16 protein-coding genes are annotated in these 18238 nt (G+C 64.0%); 8 read left to right on the top strand and 8 right to left on the bottom strand.

Translation table 11 applies throughout. The features are described 5' to 3' along the window. Window positions 1-14 precede the first annotated feature (14 nt). Window positions 15-1550 carry an aldehyde dehydrogenase gene (locus CGLY_RS01585; protein ID WP_081803729.1) on the bottom strand — a complete coding sequence of 512 codons (1536 nt, stop codon included), beginning with the start codon at window positions 1548-1550 and terminating at the stop codon, window positions 15-17. Between the two features lie 424 nt (window positions 1551-1974). On the opposite strand from CGLY_RS01585, the gene CGLY_RS01580 reads away from it, so the two are divergent. Beyond that, window positions 1975-2634 (top strand): flavin reductase family protein, encoded by a 660-nt coding sequence (locus CGLY_RS01580; protein ID WP_038545542.1) that lies wholly within the window; start codon window positions 1975-1977, stop codon window positions 2632-2634. Window positions 2635-2649: 15 nt separating this feature from the next. On the opposite strand, the gene CGLY_RS01575 is transcribed toward CGLY_RS01580, so the two are convergent. From CGLY_RS01575 to gabT, 4 genes are all read right to left on the bottom strand, one after another. Beyond that, the gene (locus CGLY_RS01575) at window positions 2650-3174 is read right to left on the bottom strand and encodes a MarR family winged helix-turn-helix transcriptional regulator (RefSeq protein WP_038545540.1); all 525 of its coding nucleotides are present in this window, start codon (window positions 3172-3174) and stop codon (window positions 2650-2652) included. After that, the gene (locus CGLY_RS01570) at window positions 3171-3536 is read right to left on the bottom strand and encodes a RidA family protein (RefSeq protein WP_038545537.1); all 366 of its coding nucleotides are present in this window, start codon (window positions 3534-3536) and stop codon (window positions 3171-3173) included. Before CGLY_RS01570 ends, CGLY_RS01575 begins: the two co-directional genes overlap by 4 nt. A gap of 192 nt (window positions 3537-3728) precedes the next feature. Further along, on the bottom strand, window positions 3729-5192 hold the full coding sequence (locus tag CGLY_RS01565; RefSeq protein ID WP_038545534.1) for an NAD-dependent succinate-semialdehyde dehydrogenase: 1464 nt from the start codon (window positions 5190-5192) through the stop codon (window positions 3729-3731). Window positions 5193-5219: 27 nt separating this feature from the next. Next, on the bottom strand, window positions 5220-6560 hold the full coding sequence (gabT, locus tag CGLY_RS01560) for a 4-aminobutyrate--2-oxoglutarate transaminase (RefSeq protein ID WP_038545531.1): 1341 nt from the start codon (window positions 6558-6560) through the stop codon (window positions 5220-5222). Between the two features lie 130 nt (window positions 6561-6690). Between gabT and CGLY_RS01555 the strand changes: the two genes are divergently transcribed. Then, complete coding sequence (locus tag CGLY_RS01555) at window positions 6691-8205, top strand: helix-turn-helix domain-containing protein (RefSeq protein ID WP_038545529.1); 1515 nt, start codon at window positions 6691-6693, stop codon at window positions 8203-8205. A 10-nt stretch (window positions 8206-8215) separates the two neighbouring features. Here the strand turns inward: CGLY_RS01555 and CGLY_RS01550 are convergent, their stop codons facing one another. Genes CGLY_RS01550 through CGLY_RS01545 form a run of 3 tightly spaced genes read right to left on the bottom strand, consistent with a single transcriptional unit; the run spans window position 8216 to window position 9609 of the window. Continuing rightward, entirely contained in the window at window positions 8216-8560 is a 345-nt protein-coding gene (locus CGLY_RS01550; RefSeq protein ID WP_052539443.1) for a HigA family addiction module antitoxin, read from the bottom strand. Between the two features lie 31 nt (window positions 8561-8591). Next, entirely contained in the window at window positions 8592-8969 is a 378-nt protein-coding gene (locus CGLY_RS17035) for a type II toxin-antitoxin system RelE/ParE family toxin (RefSeq protein ID WP_227590335.1), read from the bottom strand. Then, the gene (locus tag CGLY_RS01545) at window positions 8902-9609 is read right to left on the bottom strand and encodes a TetR/AcrR family transcriptional regulator (RefSeq protein WP_038550849.1); all 708 of its coding nucleotides are present in this window, start codon (window positions 9607-9609) and stop codon (window positions 8902-8904) included. The genes CGLY_RS17035 and CGLY_RS01545 overlap by 68 nt, the downstream gene beginning before the upstream one ends. 267 nt (window positions 9610-9876) lie before the next feature. On the opposite strand from CGLY_RS01545, the gene CGLY_RS01540 reads away from it, so the two are divergent. From CGLY_RS01540 to CGLY_RS01515, 6 genes are read left to right on the top strand one after another with little or no spacing between them, the layout of a single operon-like run. Continuing rightward, a complete protein-coding gene (locus tag CGLY_RS01540; RefSeq protein WP_038550848.1) occupies window positions 9877-11376 on the top strand; it encodes a flavin monoamine oxidase family protein in 1500 nt (499 codons plus the stop codon). A gap of 3 nt (window positions 11377-11379) precedes the next feature. Further along, the gene (locus CGLY_RS01535; protein ID WP_038545526.1) at window positions 11380-12312 is read left to right on the top strand and encodes a universal stress protein; all 933 of its coding nucleotides are present in this window, start codon (window positions 11380-11382) and stop codon (window positions 12310-12312) included. Between the two features lie 4 nt (window positions 12313-12316). Continuing rightward, window positions 12317-13897 carry an APC family permease gene (locus tag CGLY_RS01530; RefSeq protein ID WP_052539442.1) on the top strand — a complete coding sequence of 527 codons (1581 nt, stop codon included), beginning with the start codon at window positions 12317-12319 and terminating at the stop codon, window positions 13895-13897. After that, window positions 13894-14934: an agmatine deiminase family protein gene (locus CGLY_RS01525; RefSeq protein WP_038545523.1), complete on the top strand. Its 1041-nt coding sequence runs from the start codon at window positions 13894-13896 to the stop codon at window positions 14932-14934. The genes CGLY_RS01530 and CGLY_RS01525 overlap by 4 nt, the downstream gene beginning before the upstream one ends. Then, a complete protein-coding gene (locus CGLY_RS01520) occupies window positions 14927-16723 on the top strand; it encodes an amidase (RefSeq protein ID WP_038545520.1) in 1797 nt (598 codons plus the stop codon). The genes CGLY_RS01525 and CGLY_RS01520 overlap by 8 nt, the downstream gene beginning before the upstream one ends. Window positions 16724-16727: 4 nt before the next feature. After that, window positions 16728-18230 carry a purine-cytosine permease family protein gene (locus CGLY_RS01515; protein WP_081803726.1) on the top strand — a complete coding sequence of 501 codons (1503 nt, stop codon included), beginning with the start codon at window positions 16728-16730 and terminating at the stop codon, window positions 18228-18230. Window positions 18231-18238 lie beyond the last annotated feature (8 nt).

Below are 18238 nucleotides of genomic sequence, written 5' to 3'. Positions count from 1 at the left end.
TGGTGATTGGTCACTCAGTGCTTTCCCCAGGTCATGGGGGTCGATTCGAGCCCCCAGTAGAGACTCTTCCGTTTCGAGTACTCGGCGAGCCCGTCCATTCCCTTGTCCACCCCCAGCCCGGAATCCTTGAACCCGGAGAACGGGGTGGAGATGCTGAACTGCTTGTAGGTGTTGATCCAGACGGTGCCGGCGTCGATCGCGCCGGCGAGCCGGTGCGCGCGGAGGAAGTCGGGCGTCCAGATGCCGACCGCGAGGCCGTAGACAGTGTCGTTGGCTTGAGCGATGAGATCGTCGTCATTCTCGTAGGGAAGGCAGACGAGGACCGGACCGAAGATTTCCTCCTGGCAGGTGGCGCTGGAATTGCCGAGTCCCTCGATGACGGTGGGTTCGTAGTACGTACCGGCGGCAAGTGCCGGATCGTCAGGGGCTTTCCCGCCGCACAGGATGGCGCCGCCCTCGCTGCGTGCCCTGTCCACGTACCAGGCCACGGACTCCCGATGTCTACGGTGCACGAGCGGGCCGACATCCGTGTCCGGGTCGACTCCCGGGCCAATGTGCAGGGCACGAGTGCGACGGACGAGTTCGTCGACAAAGTCCCGGTAGATGGACTGGTGGACAAAGAGTCGTGATCCCGCGATACAGCTCTGCCCGCTCGACGAGAAGATACCGAACAGGACACCTTGGAGAGCCTGTTCGATGTCCGCGTCCTCGCAGACGATTGTCGGGGATTTTCCACCGAGCTCCAGTGTCGTCGGGATAAGGCGCTCAGCCGCCTGGTGCGCGATCAACTTGCCTGCGGAGGTGCCACCGGTGAAGGAGATCTTGGCAACCGCAGGGTGGCCGGTGATGGCGTCACCGATCACTGAGCTCTTCCCTGGTAGCACCGTGACCAGGCCTTCCGGTAAACCGGACTCCACCACGAGTTCCATCAGCGCCATCGCAACGAGCGGTGTCCACTCCGCTGGTTTGAGGACGACAGCGTTTCCTGCCGCAAGTGCAGGCGCGATCTTCTGTGCGTCCGAGGCGACCGGGGAGTTCCAGGGGGTGATCGCCGCGACGACCCCGAGCGGTTCAAGAACGCTCACCGTCTGCCACGGGCCACGTCGTGGGGTGACGGGCTCCTCGCGGGATTCCACAGCCGACGCGTAGTAGCGGAACGTACCGGCAGCACTGGCGACGAGCTTGCGGGTTTCCGACAGGGTCTTGCCGGTATTCAGTGTCTGGATAGTGGCCAACCGATCCAGGTTATCCACCATGAGGTCCGCGATCGTGCGGAGATAACCACCGCGCTCATGCGGCAACAGTTCCTTCCACCCGGAGTACAGGAAGGCCTCGGAAGCCGCATCAATGGCCTGCGTGGCCTGGTCCGCGGAGATCTGGTGAATCGTCTGTACGGCCTGCCCCGTAGCCGGGTCAGTGACCGTGAACGAACCGCCGTCGCCGGTGACCCAATCACCGCCCAGCCGGAGCGCATCAGTGACGAGCGGAGCTGTGAGGGGTTGTGCGCCTTGGGCCGTCCCCTGGCTCGTCCTCTCGGTCGTGGTGGTCACGTGGTCAGCTCCTCTTAGATCAGCTTGATTACTTACCGCTTTACTATTTTGCGCAATGTTATTGGTGTAACTGACAGCACTCAATAGCCGCGGCGAGATATTCCCCCGACAGAATCACCTTCTTAGGGTCAGCTCCCCCTAAGAAGTACTGTTCAGCGCTAAGATGTTAACCGGAAAGAAATATTTGCCCCGCCGTCGGGAATCACCCCCTTCTTCCACCCCCGATTCGACGTCATCCATCTGGGCAACGCCGGGTCCGTACCCGCCGATCTGGAAATACACCAGCTCACCGGGCACAACAACGGCCGTCCGTGTCCGCAGACACCGGACTGTAGAATGCGACTGTCGGTAGACGTAAACTCCGCTGGCGCCGTTGCTCAGTGCAGGTACCAGGCGTCCAGGGTCGATAACGAAAGCACAGGCGATGACAGACAGCTCGTCCGACGCGGTCCGTGACACCCATTTTTATGAACCAGGATCCTGCACCGGGCTCCCCCACTCACCTTTCAACGCGATCATCGCGCCGCGGCCGATCGGCTGGATTTCCAGCCAGTCAACCGACGGCGTCCTCAACCTCGCGCCATTCAGCTTCTTCAACGCTTTCAACTACGAACCGCCGATCATCGGCTTCGCGAGCAACGGCCCTAAAGACACCCTCGCCAATGCGGAAACCACGGGGGAGTTCTGCTGGAACCTCGTGACGGACGGTCTTGCCTCGGCGATGAACACCACCTCGGCAGCAGTTCCTCCGGACGTCGATGAATTCACACTGTCCGGGCTGACGCCCGGCACCTCACGAATCGTGCGTGCACCCCACGTCGTCGAGTCCCCTGTCGTCTTCGAATGCCGGACCACACAGGTCGTCCCCCTCCAGACTCTGACCGGCACAGTCACGGAGACCCGCGTAGTCTTCGGCGAAGTTGTCGGCGTCCACATCGCCCGGGAGCTACTCGTCGACGGGATCTACCAGACTGCACTGGCGAAACCCGTCCTACGTGCGGGCGGACCGGGTGACTACTTCGGTCTCGATGCTGAGCACAAGTTCACGATGAAGCGCCCAGACGGTCATCGGACGACCGGATAGGCTACGGGTGAAAGTTCAGCCCGTCTGCTCGTCCCCGTCCCCGTCAAGCGACACGAAAAGCTTGCGGAGCAGTTCGGCCAGTTGCTGGCGGTCTACGCCGTCCAGCCCCTCAAGCAGTTCCGCCTCCCTGGCGAAATGCCGGCGTGACACCCGCGCAATCAGTTCCTCGCCCGACTCCGTGAGTCGCACACTCACAGCTCGACGGTCCTTACGCCCGCGTATCCTCTCCACGAGCCCCGCGTCCTCGAGCCGATTGAGCCGCAGGGAAACCCCACCAGAAGTAACCAACGCCTGTTCCGACAGTTGTGAAGGCGTGAGAGAAGCCCCCTTCCCCGCCCTCTTCAGTGACGCCAGAACATCAAAGCCAGCCTGGTTGATGCCGTACTCCTCGAACGTCTCACTGATGATGTGGCTGTAAAGCAGGTAGGTCCGGTGCAGACGGCCGAATACTTCGAGAGGACTGACGTCGAGGTCGGGGTCGACAACACCCCACTGGTCGACAATGTGATCGACATAGTCCACCACCCCCTCAGACTTCATTCGCCGCCTTCCGAAGTCACGGCAATAGCATCAATCTCGACGGAAGCACCGTAAGGAAGCCTGGAGACCTCGAGGAAGGTCCTGGCAGCTCCAGTGGCAGCAAAGTTCTCGCGGAACTGCTGGTTGGCCTCTTCCCGGAGCGACAGGTCAGTGACGTAATAGGTCAGTTTCACGACATCATCAGGGCGCCCACCGGCAGTGGCCAACCGCTCGGTCATGCGCTGCAGCGCAGCGTCCAGCGGCTCTCTGCGGCCTGAAACCGGACGGTAGTCAGCATCGACTGACAATGCCCCGGACACGTAGATGTGATCGCCCGCCCGTTTCGCGGGGCTGTACGGGTGGTCGGTGGACGCGTCAGACATGGCTACTCTCTCCGTCGAATGGTGGTCGCAAAGTATCTTAGCGAATAAACGCTTAGTCAGCAATAGTTCCTCATCACTAACCGAAGAGACGTGCCCTCACACCAGATATGACACCGAGCCTGGTGGCCGTGAGTCAGGTCAACTCACGGCCACCAGGCCCGGTGTCATATGCCGGAAAACGCGGCGCCGACCTCAGTTCAACGCGATGTACCGCGCCTCCAGGTACTCCTCGATGCCCTCACTGCCGCCTTCCCGTCCGAAGCCGGACTGCTTCACGCCGCCGAAAGGCGCCGCAGCATCAGAGATCGCGCCCCGGTTGATGCCGACCATGCCGGCTTCGAGGTTCGCGGCCAAATACTGGGCATTCTCCAGGGAACTGGCGAAACCGTAGGCAGCCAGGCCGAACTCAGTGTCGTTCGCCATGGCCACACCCTCCTCCAGGGTGCCGAAGGTAGTGACCGTGGCAACGGGGCCGAAGATCTCCTCACGAAGGATCCGGGCATCCTTCGGGACGTCCTTCAGGACGGTCGCCGGGTAGAAGTGCCCTGGACCGTCCGGCACCTCGCCACCGGTGGTGACCGTCGCTCCGGCATCGACGGCCTCGGAGACGAGGTCGGCGATACCGTCGCGCTGCTTCGCCGTGATCATCGGGCCGAGGGTCGTGCCCTCGTCCATGCCGTGACCCATGGTGACCTGCGACATCGATTCGGTGAGCCGCTCGGTGAATTCCTCAGCGACGGACGCATCGACGAGGAACCGGTTCGCGGCGATGCATGCCTCACCACCGTTGCGCATCTTCGCCGCCATCGCTCCGGAGAGAGCGAGGTCAAGGTCAGCATCGGCGGCGATAACGAAGGGCGCGTTACCGCCGAGTTCCATCGAGGTACGCAGCAGCTGGTCTGCGGACTGGCGGACCAGAGTTGCCCCGACCGGCGTGGACCCGGTGAAGGTGACCTTACGCAACCGGTCGTCAGCCATGAGGGTCTCGGAAATCGCGCCGGAGTGGGTCGACGGAACGATGGTGACCAGGCCGGAAAGGTCCCCGAACTCGTCGCTGATCTCGTCGAGAGCCTGCCGGATGACCTCACCCACGAGGATCATCGTCAGCGGGGTCTCCTTCGCCGGCTTGACCACCACGGGACAGCCGGCGGCCAGTGCCGGGGCGATCTTGCGGGTAGCCATCGCCAGCGGGAAATTCCACGGAGTGATCGCAAGGACGGGGCCCACGGGGTGCTTGGAGACGAGGATGTGTCCGTTCCCGGCAGGAGCCTGTGTGAACCGTCCCGGGATACGGACGGCTTCCCCGGCGAACCACCGGAAGTAGCTGTTGCCGTAGGTGACCTCGCCGCGGGCCTCGGCGAGGGGCTTACCCATCTCCAGGGTCATGGCGGTGGCGAAGTCCTCGGAGCGTTCATTGATGATCTCGAAGACGCGGGTGATGACGTCCGCCCGACGCTGCGGGGGGACTTTCTCCCAGATCTTCTGGGCGTCCACGGCCCGGCCGAGGGCGTCAAGAGCGTCGGCGGCGGAACGGTCAGGGACAGTGACGAGCACCTCACCGGTGGCGGGATCCTCGACATCGAAGGTGCTGTCGACCTCACCCACCTGCGCGGCAAGCAGGTCAGTCAGATCGGATGGGAGCGTGCGGTTGGTCATGACAGTTCTTCCTCCTGTTTCTCTCGTCTACTTGCCTACACCGTTATCGCGGATCGCGTCGGCGAGCACGCCGAGACCATCCCTGAGCAGGTCTTCAGTGATCACCAGCGGCGGGAGCAGCCGGACGACATTGCCGTCCATTCCGCAGGTCAGGATGAGCACACCCTGCTTCTTGCAGGCGTCGGCCACGGCCTTGGTGGTGGCGGCGTCGGGACGCCCGTCGGCATCGGTGAACTCAAGGGCGATCATCGCACCGCGGCCCCGGACCTCGGCGAGGCCGGTCTCGGCCCCGACCAGTGGCTCGAGGACGTCGCGGACGATCGACTCGATCTCCCGCGCCCGACCGTTGAGATCGAGGGTCTCCATCTGGTCGACGGCCGCGAGCGCTGCGGCGCAGGCGACAGGGTTACCGCCGTAGGTACCGCCAAGTCCGCCGGGATGCGGTGCGTCCATGATCTCGGCGCGGCCGACGACCGCCGAGAGCGGCATACCGCCGGCAACGCCCTTGGCGATGGTGACGAGGTCGGGGACGACGTTCTCGTGGTCGGAGGCGAACCAGTCGCCGGTGCGGCACATGCCGGCTTGAATCTCGTCGGCGACGAAAACGACGTCATTGTCGCGGCACCAGTCCGCGAGTGCCGGCAGGAAACCTTCGGCAGGGTCAATGAATCCGCCCTCACCCTGGATCGGCTCGATGACGACACACGCCAGGTTGGACGCGCCGACCTGCTGCTCGAGGGCGGTGATCGCCCGTTCGGCGGCTTCCTGTCCGGTCAGTCCGTCACGCAACGGGTAGGACACCGGCGCGCGGTAGACCTCGGAAGCGAAGGGGCCGAAGCCAGACTTGTAGGGCATGTTCTTCGCGGTCATGGCCATGGTCAGGTTGGTACGGCCGTGGTAGGCGCGGTCGAAGACGGCCACACCGTTGCGCCCGGTGTAGCTACGGGCGATCTTCACGGCGTTCTCCACTGCCTCGGAACCGGAGTTGAACAGCACGGCTCGCTTGTCGTGGTCACCCGGGGTGATCTCCGCCAGCTTCTCGGCGATACGAATGTACGACTCGTAGGGCGAGATCATGAAACAGGTGTGGGTGAAGTGTGAGGCCGCGTCGCTGACGGCGTCGACCACTGCCTGGTTGGAAGCACCAACGGTAGTAACGGCGATGCCGGAGGCGAAGTCGACGAAGGAATTCCCGTCAGCGTCGACGAGGACTCCGCCGTCGGCGTCAACAATGTAGTTGGGCAGGTTCGGGGTCACCGCCCGGGGGACGACGGCATCCCGGCGCGCGGCCAGGGCCGTGCTCTCGGGGCCGGGGCCGGAGGTGACGAGTGTACGTTCCTGCGGGAGGCGGTAGCTGAGGTCCTTCATCGGGAGTCTCCTTGTCATTCTGTTCGGGATCGGTCTTCCGGTGTTCGTGGATGCCATTATGCGCCGGAACGTGATCTGAGCGACATGGACAATACGGCGAACTTTCTCTTCCAGTATGTACAGTTAGGCCATGGACGACGACATCCCCCTGCGGTGGCTCCGCGCCCAGCGAGCACTCGACCTGCGTCCGACGTCTAGTACAGACGACCCAGACGCCGCTTTCTCGGTCATCCAGCCCACCGAGCTCACCGATCCCCGGGAGTTCCTGCAGCCCCGGGCGGTCGTCCTCACCGTCGGGGTAGCACTCGCCCGGGAAACGTCGCACCCCACGACGGACGACGACCCCTTCCCTGCCTACGTCGATCGTCTCGCCGAAGCTGACGTCACGGCGATCGGATTCGGCACAGGCCTCTTCTTCCCTACTGTTCCGGGTTCGCTGATTCAGGCGGCGCGACGGTACGGCATCGCCGTCTTTGAGGTTCCGCGTCACACGGCGTTCATCTCGATACTCAACACCGTGACGGAGGAGCGTGCCCGACGCAGCCGCCGCGAACAGGAAGGGCTGGTTGTCACCCAGGAGAAGCTCAGCGCCGCTGCCGTGCGTGGCGGTCTCGACGAACTCCTGACGGTCACCGCCCGCCAGTTGGACGCCGCCGTAGCCGTCACAGACAGTGACGGCCGCCTGCACGGGCACCATAACCGTACGGGACAGTCGGCGGTAACCGTCGCCCGTGAACAACGCGCCAGTGGTGTCGACGATTCAGACGGACGGTGGCGAATCACCCAGCGTATGACCCCACAAGGAGACAGGTTCCATCTGATTACCATGGTCGCCGGCCATCCGTTCAGTCCACACGACAGGTCGGTGATCAAGCATGCTGCCGGCCTCGCGGACATCCTCCTCCAGCGCCCCGCGTACCTGCGCCGCAGCCGCACCGAGCTGAACGCCCTGGCACTGCAACTGTTACTGGGCCTGGACGGCGGAGAGCAGTCGATGGGACGGGTGCTTGATGAAGCATCGGACGGCGAAGGGCTGGTCCGCCCGACGGTCGTGGCGGCGGACCGCCGCGCCGACCTGGACCGGGCCGTCACCGCAGCGGACCAGGCGGCGTCCCACACCGGCAGCCACCTCTTCGTCACTGACCTGCCGGGCACGGCCCTGGATACCGCGAGCGCGCTGTTCCTGTTCCGGGGGACGCGGGCGGTGGACGCCATCGCAGCAGGGTTCGGCGACAGCGCGTCCCGGGTACGCATCGCGGTCGGGGAACCCATGTCCTGGAACAATGTGACCCTGGAACGAGTGCAGCGACTCGAAACCGCGGCGCGGACATTGGCGCCAGGCACTCATGTCGGTCCATACGAAGCAGGGACGGACTGGCTGGAGCAACCGGATGTTCGGGCCGCACTGGACCAGCGGGCCTCGGAGACCATCGACCGTCTGGCCTCGGCCGAGGACGGGTTGCAGGCCACGCTGGCGACCTGGCTGCGTAGCGGGTGCCGGGTGGCGACAACCGCAGAGATTCTGGGGGTCCACCGGCATACGGTGCGGTCGCGCCTGGACCGTATCGCGACGATCTGCGAAGTGGACCTGAACGATCCGGTCGTCCGTGCCGAGCTGCTGCTGGTGTCGGTGACGCGACGGTGAGCGGTCCGACTTATGAGGCACCGCCCGTGATGCGGCTGTCCGGAGAATCCGGCGAACCTTCAGCGCCCGGTGCCCGCCACAGTGCATGAACCTGCGTGACATCGACACGCTGTGACGCTTCCCAGAGGTCATAGTTCTTCTGCATATTCATCCACAGCTCCGGGGAGGTGCCGAGGGCAGCGGAAAGCCTCACCGCCATCTCACCGGTGACACCGCTGTCGCCGCGCAGAAGCCGCGACACCGTGGACGGTGCGACACCCAAGGCTGCCGCGAGTTGACGCCCGCTGAGACCGAGCTCTTCGAGATACGTCTCGGTGATGAACTCACCCGGATGGGCCGGGGCATGCATCGTCATTCTCCTCATCCTTTCGTCCCTGACTAAAGGTTCAGTGGTAGTCCTCGTAGTCGAGCACATGTACGTTCCCTTCATCGAACTCGAATGTAACTCTCCAGCTACCGCTTACCCGGATTGACCAACGTCCTCTTCGGTTTCCGAGAAGTGGATGCAGACGCCAACCGGGAAGGTCGAGATCCTGTATGAGAGCCGCGGATTCGAGTGCAGACAACTGCAACCTCAACCGTTTAGCATGTCGTGGCTGAATGCCCTCGACACTCCCAGACTCATAGAACCGCCGGAGTCCTTTGTGCCGGAAGGAAATGATCACAACTTCAATGCAGCCTGTTGCGCATCGCGAATCAATGGGCGATCGCCACCGTGCGGTCCACGAGTGCCTGCAGTCCCCATTCGAAGGGATCGTCGGCATAGGGGTTCACTGCGCAGGACGGGGCGTCCGTGACCCGCGCAGTGAATGCCCCCACCGCCGCCTGGAACGTCGGCGCGTCCGACTCCTCCGGCGCTGAGGAGAAGATCTCCGTCGGAGCGTTGGCATCCATCGCCGAGCCATACAGGAAGGATTCGAAGGAGACGATCACAGTCACCACCTGCGCCCTGGGGACTCCCGCCGCCACCAGCCCCGCCGCCACCGTCTCGTACATTCGCCGCGTCGCGGGGGCACCGGAGACCGGCATCGTGGCGATAAGGGGCACAAGCTCCGGGTATGCCGCGAAAACGTCCCGGTACGATCGCCCCCAGGACCGCAATGCATCCGGCAACGTCGTGGCAGGGCTCTGCGCGTCGACGAGCTCCCCAAGTGCGGACGCATCCACCCGGGACATCACCGCGTCCTCCACCAGCAGCAACAGGTCCGCCTTGTTGGCGATGTGATTGTAGAGGGCGGAGACCGACACCCCCAGACGATCCGCCAGCCGTTTCATCGTGAGCCTCGACTGCCCTTCGTCCGTGACAATGGCCAGTGCAGCATCGGCAATGCGCCCACGGTCGAGTACCGGCGCAGACGGCCGACCGGCCCGCCGTGCCCGCCCTGTCCGACCTGAGCCTGGCATCGACTGTTCCTCCGTCACAACTACTTCAGCCCTCTCTGCCGATCTGTACGCCATCCAGTGTGTCCCGGACCGGAAATATCACCGAATAATTTACGACACCACCACGCTCAGCATTGTCCCAGGTGACGGGTGCCGAAGCGAAATGACACCCTCCTCCGGGAGATGACAGATGCACTGTTTTTCCGGCGACAGGTCTGGCGCTCCGACAGTGGGGGATGTACGGTCACGGTAAACGAACGTGATTCATTTAACAAGGAGGACACATTCATGAGCCACACCACCCCTGAAGCGGTTGTTGACCGTGACGTCGTCGTCATCGGCGCAGGCCCCGCTGGTCTCACCGCTGCCTACACCCTGGTCAAAGCCGGCAAGTCCGTTACCGTCCTGGAGGCCCGCGACCGCGTCGGCGGCCGCACCTGGAACGGCCACGTCCTCGACGAGAACGACAACCCCCACTTCATCGAGATCGGTGGCCAGTGGATCTCCCCCGACCAGACGCGGCTGAGCGACCTCGTTGACGAACTCGGGCTGGAGACCTACCAGCGCTACCGCGAGGGCAAGTCCGTGTACGTCTCCCCCGACGGCTCCCGCCACACCTACGAGGGTGACCGCCTCCCCTGCTCCTCCGAAACCGAGGCGGAGATGGACAAGCTGATCAAACTCATGGACGACCTCGTCCTCGAGGTCGGCGCTGAAGCCCCCTGGGCCGCCGCGCGTGCGCAGGAGCTCGACACCGTCCCGTTCCGCGACTGGCTCAGCCAGCACAGCGACGACCAGGAGGCCATCGACAACGTCTCGATCTATGTCGCCTCGGGCATGCTCACCAAGCCGTCGTACGCCTTCTCCACGCTGCAGGCCGTACTCATGGCCGCATCCGCCGGCTCTTTCTCCAATCTCGTTGACGAGGACTTCATCCTCGACAAGCGTGTGGTCGGTGGCATGCAGTCGGTGTCACTCACCCTCGCCGAAAAGATCCGTGAGCTCGGTGGTGACATCGTCCTATCCTCCCCGGTCCGCGAGGTCACCTGGCACGAAGTTGACCCGTCGACCGCCGACGATGCCAACAACATCCGCGCCGACGTACGCAACGGCGTCCGCGACAACGGCGCCGCCGGCGACGTCACCGTGGTTGCCGACGGCGCGACGGTCCACGCCAAGAACGTGGTGCTGGCTGTTCCACCGAACCTGTACAACCGTATCCAGTTCGTCCCTCCGATGCCTCGCGAGCAGCACATCGCGCACCAGCACATCTCCATGGGTCTGGTCATCAAGGTCCATGCCGTCTACGAGACGCCGTTCTGGCGCGACAAAGGACTGTCCGGCACGTCCTTCGGCGGCGGACGTCTGGTGCAGGAGGTCTACGACAACACCAACGTCCAGGCCGGCCCGGACGGAACTCCGGTGGAGGACACCAACGGCACACTCGTCGGGTTCATCTCCGACGTCTACGCCGAGAAGATGTGGGCGCTGCCCGAGGCAGAGCGCAAGGAGGCCATCCTCTCCGCCATGGCCGACTACCTCGGCCCGGAGGCCATGAACCCCATCGCCTTCTACCTGTCCGACATGGCCGCCGAGGAGTGGACCCGGGGCGCCTACGCCACCAGCTACGACCTGGGCGGACTCCACCGCTGGGGCCACCTGCAGAACCAGCCGACCGGTCCGATCCACTACGCCTGCTCCGACATCGCCGCCGAGGGATACCAGCACGTCGACGGTGCGGTGCGCATCGGCGAATCCGTGGCGAAGAGCATCATCGAAGGACTCTGAGCCATGACCACCGCGCACATCATCGTCGGCTACAGCGCGACGTCCACCGGACAGGACGCCCTGCGTCTCGGCATAGCGATTGCCCGGGAACGTGACGCCCACCTGTACCTCGTGATGGTCGCCCCCGAGGACGACGCCTTCACCGCCGCCCAACCTTTCGACCAGAGCTACGGACGCATCCGCGACCGTCAGCTGCAGACGTGGCTCGACGAAGCGGCGATGACCGTCCCCGACGATGTCCGGTGCTCTACCCTGCTTGTCCCCGCTCAATCTGCCCCCGAAGGACTTCTAGCCGCCACCCGACGTCTTGGAGCTGGACTCATCGTCACCGGTTCCCGCCCCGGTGGGCTTCTTCGCCGGCACCGACTGGGAACAATGGCCTCCCACCTGCTGCACGCCTCCCACGTCCCGGTGGCATTGGCTCCGGCAGGCTACGACCACCCCGGCCCGCTCGGGCACGTCACTGCCATGTTCGGCCCCCGGCGCGGCGTCACCGACCTTATCGGCGAGGCGATCGTCACCGCCCGCAACCGCGGCATCCCTCTCCGACTCGTGTCCCTGGTGACACTGGACGTCGCCGACAAAGCGGTGCCGGATGACCAGTCCGAGATAACCACCGACGTCCTCGACGACCTCGAGACTTACGCCACGAAGCGTCTGGCGGAGGATGCAACCGAACTCGTGGAATCAGGTCGCGCCACAACGCATATCGCCACCGGCCGTGACGTCCCCGGTGCAATGGCTGAACTCACCTGGCACGATGACGAGATCGTTCTCGTCGCCTCCTCCCGCCTGGCGTCCCGCGGACGTATGTTTCTGGGCTCGACAGCCACGAAGATGCTGCGCGTGGCACCAGTACCGGTGATCGTCATCCCGTCCGGCTATTCGTTCCACGCCCCTGCCCCCGACCCCACCGAACCCGTCACGGAGGGCTGACACCATGACCACACACACCACAGACACCACCGGAGGTGGCGTCACGGCCAGCGCGGCTCCCCACGACAAAGGTCTCGCCAAGGGGCAGATCGGTGTCCTCGGCACTGTCGTCATCGGCGTGGGCTGCATCGCCCCTGCTTACACGCTGACCTCGGGACTGGGTCCCACGATCGCCGAGGTCGGTGCCCACGTACCCGCCATCCTCATTCTCGGTTTTCTGCCGATGCTGCTCGTGGCGTTCGGCTACCGGGAGCTCAATTCCCGTTTCCCTGATTCTGGAACATCATTCACGTGGGCGACTAAGGCATTCTCTCCGTGGGTCGGTTGGATGGGCGGGTGGGGGTTAATCGCCGCCACGGTGATCGTTCTGTCGAACCTGGCCGCCGTCGCCGTGGATTTCCTCTATATCCTGCTCGGCCAGATCTTCAGCAACGACGACATTGCCAACCTCACCCGGAATCTCTGGGTGAACATTCCCACCACCCTTGTTTTCATCGCTATCGCCGCCTGGATTTCCTACCGGGGTCTGGGCTCGACCAAAATGCTGCAGTACGTCCTCGTCGCCATCCAACTCGTGGTGCTCACCGCCTTCGCGGTTTCCGCGATCGTCCAGGCGAACAACGGCAGCTCCTTCGATCCCACCCCGGTCAGCCTCGACTGGTTCAACCCAGCTGGCATTGAGAACTTCTCCGTGATCGCGGCAGGGATCTCCCTGTCCATCTTCATGTTCTGGGGATGGGACACAACCCTGACCATGAACGAGGAAACCAAGGACCCGAAAACCACCGCCAGCCGGGCGTCCACCATCACTGTCCTGATCATCATCGCGATCTACACCCTGTGTGCCGTCGGCGTTGTTGCATGGGCTGGTACCGGCACAGAGGGACTTGGCGCAGGTAACCCGGAGAACCAGGAATCGTTGTTCGCCGCGCTTGCGAGTCCCATCATGGGACCGTTCGCGATCCTCATGTCGATCACGGTGCTGACCTCGTCCTTCTCCTCCTTGAATTCCACGATGATCTCCCCGTCGCGAACGCTCCTGGCGATGGGCTACTACAAGGCCCTGCCCCCGGTGTTCTCGAAGATCAGCCCACGGTTCCGAACCCCGTCCGTCGCAACGATCACCTCGGCGGTAGCCGCCGGCGCTTTCTACACGATCACCCGCCTGATCAGTGAGAATGCTCTCTGGGACACGATCACCGCTCTGGGCCTGATGATCTGCTTCTACTACGGCATCACCGCTCTGGCCTGTGTCTGGTACTTCCGAAAGGAACTCTTCGTTTCGGCACGCAGCATCATCTTCCGTTTCCTCTTTCCGCTGATCGGCGGGGTCATCCTGCTGGTCATGTTCGTGCAGACCGCGGTGGACTCACTCGACCCCGACTACGGGTCAGGGAACTCGATCGCCGGTGTCGGCATGGTCTTCATTCTCGGTGTCGGAGTGCTGCTCATCGGTGTCGTCCTGATGATCTGGACGCGTGTGCTGCACCCTGCGTTCTTCCGCGGCGAAACCCTTCCCGTCACCGAATCCACCAGCGACAATGCCGATGTCCTCGATGACGTCGCCGAGGAGCCGATCTCATGACGACCACCATGCCCGCAGAATGGACACCGCACGAGCGGACCTGGATGTCGTTCCCCACCGCCAACGACACATTCGGCCCCGACGGATCCGACACCCTCGCCCGTGCCCGTGACGCCTGGGCCCGGGTCGCCCGCACCGTCGCACTCTATGAGCCGGTCACCCTGGTCGCTGACCCTGACGATGAACAGACCGCCCGCGACATGCTCACCGGCGCCACCGGCATCAGCCTGGTCACCGCACCACTCGATGATGCCTGGATCCGCGATTCCGGGCCCACGTTCGTCCACGACGTCGACGGCTCACTGCGCGCCGTGAATTGGATCTTCAACGGGTGGGGCGCACAGTCCTGGGCCGCCTGGGAGAACGACGCGCGGCTCGCCGCCACCGTCGCTGCCACCGCCGACATCCCCGTCGACGACTCACCGTTGGTCGGCGAAGGCGGCGGACTGCATGTCGACGGTCGTGGCACCGTGCTGCTCACCGATTCCGTCCAGCTCGACCCGGACCGGAACCCCGGGTGGACCAAGGGGCAGGTCGAGGAGGAGGTCCACGCCCGCCTGGGAACCAGGCACGCGATCTGGCTGCCCCGTGGTCTTACCCGGGACTATGACGGATTCGGGACGAGGGGCCACGTCGACATCGTCGCCTCGTTCACCGAGGCTGGCCATGTCCTGCTGCACCGCCAGGACAACCCTGACCACCCGGACTATGACGTCACCCGGGAACTCCGCACCGTCCTGGAATCCGCCGTTGACGTGAACGGGAACCCCCTGACGATCGTCGACCTCCCGGCACCCGATGTCCTCCGGGACGAGGAGGGCTGGGTCGACTACTCCTATATCAACCATCTGGTCTGCAACAACGCAGTCATCCTGTGCGCCTTCGGTGAGAAACAGGCCGACGAGCGAGCACGGAGCATTCTTGCCGAGGCCTACCCCGGTCGCACGGTGGAACTCGTCGACGCCCGCGACATCTTCGCGTTCGGCGGTGGGATCCACTGCATCACTCAGCAACAGCCGGCGGTGCGGAATGTCTGATGTCTACGATGTGACGGGGAAGTCCATCGCCGAACTCCGCGCCGATCTCGAAAGCGGTGCCACAACGTCCGTCGAACTCGTGGAAGCGTACCGTGAGCGGATCGAACGGTTCGACCGCCCCGATCCGTCCCGCGAGGACGGATGTGCCCGCGACGGCGGCGTCCCGCTCAACGCGGTCATCGTCGACAACCCCGGTGCACTGGACGAGGCACGCTCCTCCGATGAGCGCCGCCGCTCCGGCACCACCCTCGGACCGCTGGACGGTATTCCCTACACCGCGAAAGAGTCCTATCTCGCCCGTGGGCTGACCGCATCGGCGGGGTCCCCCGCCTTCGCCGACCTCGTTGCCCAGAAAGACGCGTTCACCATCGAGCGGTTACGCAACGGTGGTGCGGTCCTGATAGGGCTGACCACCATGCCGCCGATGGCGAACGGCGGCATGCAGCGCGGCCTCCACGGCCGCGCGGAAAGCCCCTACAACCCCGACTACCTGACCAGCGCGTTCGCCTCCGGGTCATCGAACGGATCCGGAAGTGCGACCGCGGCGGAGTTCGCCGCCTTCGGCCTGGGTGAAGAGACATGGTCGTCCGGACGGGCCCCGGCGTCCTGCAACGCGTTGTGCGCCTACACGCCGTCACGTGGAGTGATCTCCACCCGCGGCAACTGGCCGCTGGTACCGACCATGGACGTCGTCGTACCCCACACCCGGTCCATGGCCGACATGGCTGAGGTGCTGGACGTCGTCGTCGCCGACGACCACACCACCCGCGGCGACTTCTGGCGTATGCAGCCGTGGATCGACATTCCGGCGTCCTCCGAGATCCGGCCCTCGTCCTACCGGGATGTCGCTGACGGCTCTCACGGACTGACCGGGGTCCGTTTCGGAATCCCGACGATGTACGTCAACGCAGACGAAGCAGCGGGAACCGGTGGTGACCGCACCGGCGACGTCGGTGTCGGAGGCCCTATGGGGCAGCGGATCACCACATCTCCGGCTGTCATCGCCCTCTGGCAGGCGGTGCGGGCGGACCTCGAGACCGCCGGCGCCACCGTCATCGAGGTGGATTTCCCGGTTGTCACAAACTACGAGGGTGATCGTCCCGGAGCTCCCACGATCTCCACCCGCGGGCTGGTCAGCGCGGATTACCTCGATATGGAGGTCAGCGCGCTCGCAGCCTGGTCGTGGGAGGATTTCCTGCAGGCCAACGGAGCCCCCTCCTTCCACTCCCTCGCCGACGTCGACGGAACACGGATCTTCCCCCATCCTGAAGGGGCCCTCCCCGACCGCTACGACGGATTCGACGACGATATCGCCACCTACCCGTCGCTCATCGCGAGGCTGGGTTACACCGGTCCCTCCGACCTCACGGACAACTCCAGCTTCAGGTTACTGCCCGACGGTGTCCGTGGGCTCGAGGAGACCAGGCGCGTCGATCTCGAGAACTGGATGGATGACCTGGGACTCGACGCGGTGATATTCCCCGCGATGGCGGATATCGGTCCGGCTGACGCCGACACCGCCCCGTCCTCCGCAGACGCCGCCTGGCGTAACGGGGTCTGGGTCGCCACCGGAAATCTCGTCCCCCGCCACCTCGGCATCCCCACGGTCACGGTGCCGATGGGAATCACCGCGGACAAAGGAATGCCGGTCGGACTCACCATCGCCGGGCGGGCCTGGGACGACAACCGACTGCTCAGGTTCGGCGCCGAGATCGAGGCAACAGCACCGGTCCGGACCCGTCGAACACCACCAGAACGCACCACCCCCAGCACACCCTCAGAGAGGTGACACCATGAGCACCACGAAACCCACCACTACTCCCGTGGATCCACACGAGACCGGGCCTACGGATACCGGGGTAGACGAGACGGGTTCGCTGTCCGGGCCCGAATCCCGTGGCATCGAGTACATTTCTGATGAAGAACGAGGCGGCAAGCCGAGCTCACTCTTCTGGGTGTGGGCCACCCCCAACATCAGCTTCCTCACCATCACCATGGGAGCGCTGATGGTCGCCGGACTCGGACTCAGCCTGGTGCAGACTGTAGCGGTCTCGCTCATTGTATCCCTGTGCTGGGTGTTTGTCGGCGTCATCGCCATCAGTGGTCCGGCGTCCGGTACATCCGGCTCAGTAGTCAGCCGCGCGTTCTACGGTCTACGTGGAAACAAGGTCATCGTCGGCCTCTACGGCTGGCTTCTAGCTGCGGTGTACCTGTCGCTGACATGGTCATCGGCCTCGGTCAACGGACTCGGACTTCTGAGTCGGGTCGGAGTTCCTTCGACTCAACTGGTCGGCATCATCGTCGTCATCGTCATCGCACTGATAACCGTGCTCGTCGCAATCTACGGACACGGACTGATCACCAGGCTCTACCCCTACGTAGCCAACGGCCTGGTGGTTGTCTTTCTCGCGGCGACAATATTCATGTTCCCGCATTTCGACTTCAGCTACGAGCCCACCGAAAAACTCAGTGGAACATCACTGGTCGCCACGATGACCATTGGGGTCACCATCCTGGGCTCCACTCCGCTGTCATTCATCAACAGTCCCGACATGGCGCGTTACCTGCCCCGGTCGACTCCAGTATGGAAGACCGCCGGAGCCACAGCCTTCGGTGGGGCGTTGCCCGGCATCCTCTTCACGATGATTGGTGCCCTGATTGCGACCGGCGCAGGTTTCGACATGGTCGGGGACCCGATGGGAGCCTTCGACAGCGGGCTTCCTTCCTGGTTCTTCCCGATTTTCACGATCGCTGTCATTGTCGCTGCTATCGGGTTGAACGGGATGACGACTTACAGCGCCAGCCTGTCGCTCCAGGCTCTGGGGATCCCCATCCGCAGGATCCCTTCCACTCTGATCATCGCCGTCATCGGCACCGTCCTGACCATCGTGTCGGTCGCCATCTACGACTTCACCACCTCCGTCTCCCTGCTCCTTCAGCTCGTGATCATCGCTTCAGCACCCTTGATCGCCGTCTACGTCACGGATGTCATCCTGCGGAGAAACCGGTACAACGACCCGAACCTGTTCGACGAGACACCGACAAGTCGTTACTGGTACCGAAACGGCTGGAACTGGCCCGGCCTGTTCAGCCTGGTCCTCGGTGGTGTCGCCTCCGCTCTGTTTATCAACACGGATGTCTTCGTCGGTCCCCTGTCCGCTCTGACGGGAATGGACCTGTCCATTCCAGCAGGCATGATCGTCGCTGCCGCTTCGTATGTCGTCATGGCAGGTAATCGCGTCCGCAAGGACTCCGCAACCGTCAATGAGCCGCTTCCCGACACCGCCACCCGATAGGAGATCAC

Origin of the sequence: Corynebacterium glyciniphilum AJ 3170 (assembly GCF_000626675.1) — a bacterium.
Lineage (GTDB): Bacteria > Actinomycetota > Actinomycetes > Mycobacteriales > Mycobacteriaceae > Corynebacterium > Corynebacterium glyciniphilum.
The sequence above is the reverse complement of the archived record's forward strand: the minus strand, read 5'-3'. Positions and strand labels throughout refer to the sequence as shown.